Origin of the sequence: Thiomicrospira microaerophila (assembly GCF_000934765.1) — a bacterium.
GTDB classification, from domain to species: Bacteria; Pseudomonadota; Gammaproteobacteria; order Thiomicrospirales; family Thiomicrospiraceae; genus Thiomicrospira; species Thiomicrospira microaerophila.
This window is the reverse complement of record NZ_JYNN01000074.1, coordinates 1-8,411: the sequence shown is the minus strand read 5'-3', so window position 1 is coordinate 8,411 and position 8,411 is coordinate 1. Positions and strand designations below refer to the sequence as shown.

The 8,411-nt window shown below is 38.3% G+C and carries 4 protein-coding genes; 1 reads left to right on the top strand and 3 read right to left on the bottom strand.

The genetic code is table 11. From position 1 onward, the window contains the following. The 3 genes from NA59_RS12245 to NA59_RS12235 form a co-directional block, all read right to left on the bottom strand. Positions 1–752, bottom strand: a 752-nt coding sequence (locus tag NA59_RS12245; RefSeq protein WP_044413252.1) for a hypothetical protein, incomplete at its 3' end; no start/stop codon positions are given. Positions 753–804: 52 nt separating this feature from the next. Beyond that, the gene (locus tag NA59_RS12240; protein WP_044413250.1) at positions 805–4,428 is read right to left on the bottom strand and encodes a PPC domain-containing protein; all 3,624 of its coding nucleotides are present in this window, start codon (positions 4,426–4,428) and stop codon (positions 805–807) included. Positions 4,429–4,706: 278 nt separating this feature from the next. Next, a complete protein-coding gene (locus NA59_RS12235; RefSeq protein WP_044413247.1) occupies positions 4,707–6,728 on the bottom strand; it encodes a hypothetical protein in 2,022 nt (673 codons plus the stop codon). Positions 6,729–6,999: 271 nt separating this feature from the next. On the opposite strand from NA59_RS12235, the gene NA59_RS12230 reads away from it, so the two are divergent. Beyond that, a complete protein-coding gene (locus NA59_RS12230) occupies positions 7,000–8,199 on the top strand; it encodes a hypothetical protein (RefSeq protein ID WP_157792634.1) in 1,200 nt (399 codons plus the stop codon). Positions 8,200–8,411: the final 212 nt, after the last annotated feature.

Genomic DNA, 8,411 nt, shown 5'->3' with positions numbered 1-8,411 from the left:
GTAGTAGGTTCTGTAGGCTGCGTAAAGGCAGACCACTGCCATGCGAACGCCTCGTTGTTAAACGTCCATTCACCTTGGTTAAAGTTGAAACCTTCTGCTGGGGTAGTAGGTTGTTCAGGTTGCGTAAACGCAGACCACTGCCAAGTGAACGCCTCGTTGTTAAACGTCCATTCGCCTTGGTTAAAGTTGAAACCTTCTGCAGGTTCACTAGGCGTTTCAGGGATGACTCGGTTGTCACTAAATGATATGTTAATTGGTAGTGCGTTGAGTTGGTAACCTATTGCTGTATCAGATGCGCTAAAATTAATATTCGTTGCGGCTTCGGCACCTTCTTTTGGTGTTAGGCGCACAGTAATAAGACCAGTAGGTAAATCTTGATTTGGCCAGTTACCATAAAGATCTACCCAGCCGAACAATACAAACTTATCAGTAGTGGCATCGTTATCTGTATCGGCCGTATCGTTCATGGTGGCTGACATGACTAAGCCATTATTTAATCTATCGATAACCTCTACATCTACGAGGTTAGAATTATAGTGTAGTCTTAATCCTAATCCACTCAGTGTATTGTTGTCATCGGTCGTGCTGTAGTTGAGCTCTATATCCAAGGGTTGAGTAAGGATAACTTCATTGCCGCCTACAGGTGTTATAACCTGTTGTAACGTCGTATCTGCAAATAGGGATGATGCAAAGGTTAAGCTTATAAACGACACAAGTGTTTTCATTTTTGGGTGTAAGTTTTGTTTTATCACGCTAATTTCTCCGTTATTGCATTAGAGTATGAAAGACGAATTACCACTCGTCTTAAGGCAATAATTTATTAATCGAATCTTCAACACACTGGCTAGTTTTACACTGTGCAGCTGTGCCAAGCAAGCTATCAGTGAGTGCGTCATCTCTAAACCCAAATAGATAGCGCAATACGATTAACCCATCGGTTAGTGCACGCACCTGCCCATCCTGATCTATATCTAGATGAGGTATTAAATCGTCAATGTGACTTGCGATCTCCTGAGGGCTTGTACGCTGCGCGTTTTGACCAATTAACCCCTGTGTTAATGCCTCATCTCTAAACCCAAATAGATAACGCAGAACAATTAATCCATCGGTCAGTGCTCGAACCTGTCCATCTCCATCAACATCAAGCGTGAGTAGATTGGGAACCACTAAAACTCGTGTGGCATTGGGTTCAAATGTATACCCGATAGCTGTTTCAGAAGCGCTAAAACGTATTTGCGTTTCCGTTCCCTCTGAGAGGTCATCAAGTAACTTGAACCGAGCTTTGTAAAGTGCAAGTGGTAGAGCTTGGTTCGGCCAGTTTGCAGAAGCCGCCGCCCAAGACACATTCAGATAATGGGTTGTTTTTGGATCAAGGTCATAATCACTCTGATCGATAACACCACCAAAATCCTGACCAATACGAGAGCTATCATAAACATCCTCAAATCCTATGAATGCAAGCTTAGTTTCATCATAGTGGATACGAAGGCCTAAACCAGCTAAAGAACTATTATTAGTAGAATTTGTATAGCTAACAGGTATCAAAATTTCACTACCCGCCGCCCCTTGAATTTGAGCAGGTACGATAACTTGTTGCTTTTCAAGATCTGTTTGATTTTGGGCAAACACAGCCTGAATGCTACAGGACTCAGTTACATTGTTTACAGTATAAACATTTGCATTCAACTGGCCATTACATCCAGACACGGCTGTTAATGTATACCCCTCTTCAGCGCTTAGAGTAAATGTAGCTTGTTCGCCCTGTTCTACTGACAAGCTCAAAGGTAAAATTGAACCGCCTGTATTTGCCGAGGCATGCAAATCGAATACCGGAACTGGGTTGATGATCCACTCCCATGCAAATTGGTCATGGTTGAATACCCATTCGCCTTGGTTGGTGTTGTAGCCTGGTGGGGGTTGGGTTGGTGAGCTTGGTGTTGGGTAGGCGCTCCAAACCCACTCGGTTTGTTGTTCGTTAAGTTGCCATTCACCTTGGTTGAAGTTATAACCCAATGATGGATCACTTGGCTTAGTGGGGATTATTACTCCCCGCAGACCTTGCGCGTTGATTTGATAAGATCCAGCGGCACCAAAAACCAATAAATAATAGGTAGCATCCTGGTTAGCTGTAAACGATACGGTTTTATTTTGATTATTGCCGATAGAAGTGGCTCGATGAATATAGTTATGAATTGATTGATTATCCGGTCCGTGGACAGACATATTCATACTTCCTGAGTCCACGCTTGCCGCTAGGTTGATTGTTAGCTCATCACCTTTGCGCGCTTCAAACCTATAAAAATCACCTAAATCAGCATTGGTTCGTGTATAGGCGCCTGACTGCAAATAGTATGCTGTTGTAAATGTGGCATTGTAGTCCCGAGTGGAATCAGTCACACCTGCATTATAAAAAGCACGATACAACCCTAATGTAGCGGTGCCTGATGCGCCGCTAACTATAATGGTATAAGTCCCAGTTACCGTCGCTTTAAATGAAATAGCGCTACTTTTATTATTGACGATAGAGGTGGCTCGATGAATATAGTTATGAATGGATTGATTATCCGGTCTGTAGACAGACATGTTCATACTACCTGCATTCAATTGTGCGCCTAAGTCAATCGTAATGCCATCGCCTTCATTAAGATCAAACTTAAAATAGCGGTCATTGCCATCATGGGCATAACTAAACGGCTTGTCGTAATACGGGACAGATATGGCTGTTGCAAAATTGATCGCGCTGGCGACATCTTCTTCAGACCATTCAATTGGTTCCGCGTTTGAATTTAAATCTTTCTCATCAATATATAATGGCCTGACGATTATATGAGAACTTGGATTTGCATAATTTAGGACAACATACTGATCAACACCACCATAATTGATAGACAATGTCAGTTCATCTTCAGTGGATTCAGCTTGATATATAAATCGCCCATTCCTAAAGGTATTAACCAAATCACCATTTATTGATACTTGATCGATAGCTGAACCATCATCACTAATTACTCGACCATGCAACACATATCTAGGATAGTAATAAAAATTTATCAATTGTTCATTCAATTGACCATTGAATAATACTAAAACCTTTAACTGTAGTTCTTTACCATATAATTCAGGGTAATCACCTATATATAAAGAAATATCTTCAGCTGGACCGGAGTATAGATATTTTATTAGCTTATTATTATGTTCTAGCCGAACAACAACACGTTCAGAGCCATAGTTTAAACCTAACCGTCCCATTGTTGCTTCAAGGTTGAGCAACAATTTATTATTCGATCGAACTATCGTAGTATTAATAGATGCAGTAACTTGAGCATCAGATGCCTCTACATCTAACCGTTCATTTTTAAAATGATTAAATATTGGCTCCAATGCACTTGATGATATGGGGGCAGATATTGCATCAAACCCACCTAATCCATCACTGACCATTACATTTATATGGACTGGCTTATTATAAGAGGTCGAGGTTGGATAAAAATCAACGACACTACCGGCATCGTTCACTTTAATGAAGACACCATAAGCACTCTCCCATGCGAAATCTAAGGTCAAATTACTCACTGAATCCAGTACAGTCGTTAAAGCTGAAATACGTAACGTTGATTTTCCAGACTGAATATTATCAACAGTTATGCCATCTAGTTTAACTGATGAACTAGTAGCCATGCCGCCATCTACATACGCAAGCGTTGTGTTTGCAAACATAGGTATCTCTGCTAACATGAAACCTTCAAGATTGCCATGCACATAATTACCATTGATGTACTTTAAAGTTCGATTAAGAATTTCTTTTGCTTCAAATACTGTAATCGAATTACGTGGGTACAAAAAACCATTGTTACCTATGATGATTTCATTCTTTACTGCAAATTTAAAATAATTTAGAGCCCAGTCAGCAACAAAGGACAGATCTTGAAAATTACTTATGTTTTGATTTGGTGCATTCAAGTATGGCAAATCAAAGCCCTGCAGTACAATTTTTAAAAACTCTTGTCTTGTTATCGGCATTAAAGGGTTAAATACCTCTCTAGTACGAGTAAAGACTGGCTCGCTATCGACTGTACCTACAAAACTAGCCAACCTAGCAAGTGAAGCTGCATAATCACTTGTTGAGCTAACATCAGAAAAGGGAAGGTTAACATCTGATATATCAACATTAAATTGTTCATCTGTAGCCACAAGGATTGTGTCAAGCAATACAGCAGCTTCAGCTCGAGTGATTGTAGAGTCTGTTGAAGAAATTAATGTACTTAGCTTCGAGTTTTGATTTGGTATGAGTTCGCTTACCGTAGGCGCCGCTTTTGCAGTAGAAGGAACAAACAGGGCGAAGATCAATATGATAGCGCAAGCATTCATCATTATTAAAAAGGCTGGATTGATTAGTTTTATTTTTAATGTTAAGTTTTCCAGTTTCATGTATTGATCTCCTAATTAAGCATGTTTAAATGCTAAATGCTTTCTAAATGGATTTTTATATAACTTTAATACTCAAAGGGTGCAATCGAAAGCGCCAGATGAACTTTTTTACCTCATTTTCATGTCGTTCCATTTGGTTACTATGGATATTTACCATTAAGACGTCACAAGCTGACCAGTCGATTAGCTTTTCACCCCGTACAATTATCTAGAGTCGGATATGGAGAGATAAATGCTTCAGAAATTGAGGTCTGTGAGATGTTTATCTTCTAAATATCTCACATAGATACAATATGTAATATATATAAAAGTTTAATTCTATTAATCGTCTTAGAACCATCTAGAATAATTTTGTTATCAGAATTAGGCTTTAATGTCCATTTCTTTATTCTGTCACCAATATCATGCCGACCTTTAATAACATCCTGACTACTTACGTAGTCATTAATAAATGGCATAGATTTTTTATTCTTTTTATTGTGAAGAAAATCCATGCCTAAAATTACACTACCATCGTGTTTTTCATTTATTAATTCCATTAGCACCCATTCATTATTATTTTGTCTGGCGGACCAGACTAATGTACCATCAGTTTTTTTTAATGGTTCACCATCTACTACCGATGAAGCTAAAAATAAGTTTTCGTGGTTTTCAATCTTTTTGATAAGGTATTTATCACTTTCTGCATATTTAGGTTTTTTATTATTTTGAAGAACGCCAATAAGACTAGAAACAATCTCAATATTCAAATAGTCCTCTTCGTTATATAACTCATTCTCTTTCCAGTAGGATTCCCATTGATTAATATAGTCAACCTTTTTTGTATCTTCTTTAAAAATCTGTTTTGCATAATCAGCCGCTTCAGCAATGGTTATCTCTTGTCTAAATGCTGAAGAACCTAGATTGAGCAAATGCCCCAACGAATTGTAAATTTCTTCATAAATATAGTATTCTTGCTGACTTATATTTCGTAAATGACCAGGTACATACAAATAAATATATTGATTTTTAAGGGTGCTGAAATTAGAACCTTCAACCAGATCTGTTTGAGGACTAGGCATGATTTTATAAAGTATGTAATCATCGGGTAATTCATCTACTTGCTGTCTTAATGAACTAAGATGTCCACCAGGTATAGACACATCATACATGCGATTAAGTGATGAACAATTTTTAGTGCAGCTAAGATTAGGTTTAAATTCTAATTTATAAGAGTGCTCATGCTTAACACCCTTTGCCACACCAAACATATTTTTATCAAACTCCCTTTTGCCAAAAATTCCATACATATATATGTCATCATAATATTTTTCAGGTATTGCTTGATGTTTAAAGGTAGATACCATGCCATACTCAGCGTTACCTTTATAGAGTGCATTAACATCCATGCAATCTTCACGAACATACTGCGACAATAACTCCATTTCTTTAAAATAAACTTCTTGTGCTTTTGTATTCCTGTAGAGTTCAATCATATTTGGTAAAAGGACTAGAAGTTTTGTTGATTGTACTGCACCATAAATCGATGTTTCGAGAAGTGCTTTAAATCTACCTTTTGTGAGTTCTTTTAAAGCGCTTTTAAGATCTCCATTCATTAGATATTCGCGTAATGCCTTACTTAAGTTTTTCTTGATGGCATCTACTGAAATTTCAACTCCACTATTATTAAAAGTATCTTCAAGTTTTTGTTCAATTAATTCTATTAACTCATCGGTAACAAAGGACTCGGTATTGTTTGCTTCTCTTAAAATATCTCCAATAGCCTCTGCTAACGTTTTTTCGATTAGAGAATCATTAATTATTTTGTCCATTTCCGCAGTTAATTCCAGCATTTTTTGTCTAGTATCTTCGTCCCCAGAGTACTTTTCGAGCATGGTAGTTCGAAGATAATGTGCATAATTGTCGCATGCTAGCCTAGGTAACACATTACGGACAAGAAATTTGTCGTAGAAAAAGGCATCACCTTCATGTGGTGCTGAATCTTTATAGCTATCTCGTGGTGTGAAAGCACCCGTATAATTAGCTTCATGGTCGTTCGCAAATTTCATGAAATAATCATCGATAACTTTAAAATAATCCTTTCGAAATTCATCAGTATCGTTTTTCTTCGCTTCGAACCACGCCAGAATACTGTATGGAATAGAAAAGTTATCAAGCTCTGGTGTAGATGCGAATGCAGCGAATGAAGAGAAAGTTAAAGTTCCTGCTAACAGGAAGGGGTGACATTTTGTTACAAAAGGTTTTATTTTCATGCTGAGTAATACACTTGGTGTATTGTTTGAGTTTTTAAATATCGACATTTTCATCTACCTTTTTTTGTGGCTGTAGCGCTCAGCATTCGTTACGATACGATTTAATCTATTTGCATTAAATAATAATTCTAAACACAATTATATAAATATGCAAAAATAATTTACTTAAAATTTGTAAGCATATCAGTGTGATACAGAATATTTTTGTATAAAAATTATAACAAAACGGGCAAGAACCCCAGAAATACAAGGGTTTTGAGGTGTGTGGTGCGGTTTTATGGCCGATAGTTTTTGATCGTGTGATGCTGGGATTTATTTGATGAGTTCTTGCCAGTATTTTTCATCGCTCCCATGCAAGCTTGTTTGTCAAGGACTGGACAATCTCGTATACTCAACACTTATTAATTATTGCTCTCACTTAACAAGAAAAAAGGACATTAACCACATGAACCCTGTTCACCAAAATGCTTGGCAATTCTGGATGCTTTCTTTTCTAGCCGCCGCTGGAACGCTCTTAGGGATTTTGCTGTTACAACATATTAATAGCGCACATTGGGTGGCGCCCTGGGCTTTACTCACCTTGGCATTAATAGCATTAGTGGCTATCAATAAAACTCATTTTTTGCAACCCATTATGGCGCGCCTACTTCAAAGCTCGCCTTGGCCGTGGTTAGTGGCGGCCATCATTATCAACTCACTTGTTCTGTTTTTTGGACAGCATGAACTTGGTGTAACGCGCACATTTGGTAACGATTATTTTTCACTGCGTGCTAGCCTTTGGTCAATGATACCTATGCTGGTTTTTTTAACGATTTTCTCCCAACAAACACACGTTAAACCTATAAGTATTCTAATGGCAATGCTCGGTATTGGTTTATATGCAATGGCCGGATTTATGCAACGGGACTTATTTTCTTTGGTCATCTTAATCGTGTTGGCTTTTTATTTTGGACTTCAATCTAAAAACAAGATGAAAATTTGGTTACCCTTATCTGCTGGGCTCTCTATTCCTGCTGGATTGCTCTACGCTCTATCCAGTATCCCAATCTGGAAGAGGTTGGTTGATTTCAATCATAGCGCTCAAACCGACCCAGAAGGACACGGTTTTACGTTACATCAAACACAAAGTGCTTTTGAACAAGCGGGTTTATGGGGAACAGAAAAACTTCACCTTATTAACAGCGCAACGACCCGACTAGAACTTGACTGGTCTACCCTACCTCACTTAAGTTTATGGCTTGGCAATGTCACAATGGCGAGTATTGTTCTCATCATTATTATTTTTCTTGCACTACTTTTTCTTCAAATTCGTTCTGCAAACCCAACGATTAAACCACTCTTGGTCGGAGGTTGGCTTTTGTTGCTGGTGAGTCAGCTATTTGCAATTATGCCCTCTTTTGGTCTCCTGCCCTTCACGGGACATTATGGTTTGCTTTTACTCACACCTGGAGAGATCACTCTTGTAGCCGCATTGCTACTCGCTTTGAGTCATTCAGCAAGACAAACAAATAACCCATAGCGAGGTATTCTCATAACGATAGGGCTTTATGTAATCAGTCAAGTATACTGAAACTAATCTACCTTGCGCTGATTTTGGGCCAACAAAGCCATTACTTCTTGCGCACTCATAATGGTATGTTCACCGGTTGCAAAACCGGTGTCAATGTATATTCGATTACCTATAACCTTGGGCGCTTTAACGGTTGTATGCCCGTGCAGAACAAGATCAAT

Bases quoted from the DNA above. Each gene is read 5' to 3' on its own strand.
- NA59_RS12235 (WP_044413247.1), bottom strand. From the start codon at position 6,728: ATGTCGATATTTAAAAACTCAAACAATACACCAAGTGTATTACTCAGC.
- NA59_RS12240 (WP_044413250.1), bottom strand. From the start codon at position 4,428: ATGAAACTGGAAAACTTAACATTAAAAATAAAACTAATCAATCCAGCC.
- NA59_RS12230 (WP_157792634.1), top strand. From the start codon at position 7,000: ATGAGTTCTTGCCAGTATTTTTCATCGCTCCCATGCAAGCTTGTTTGT.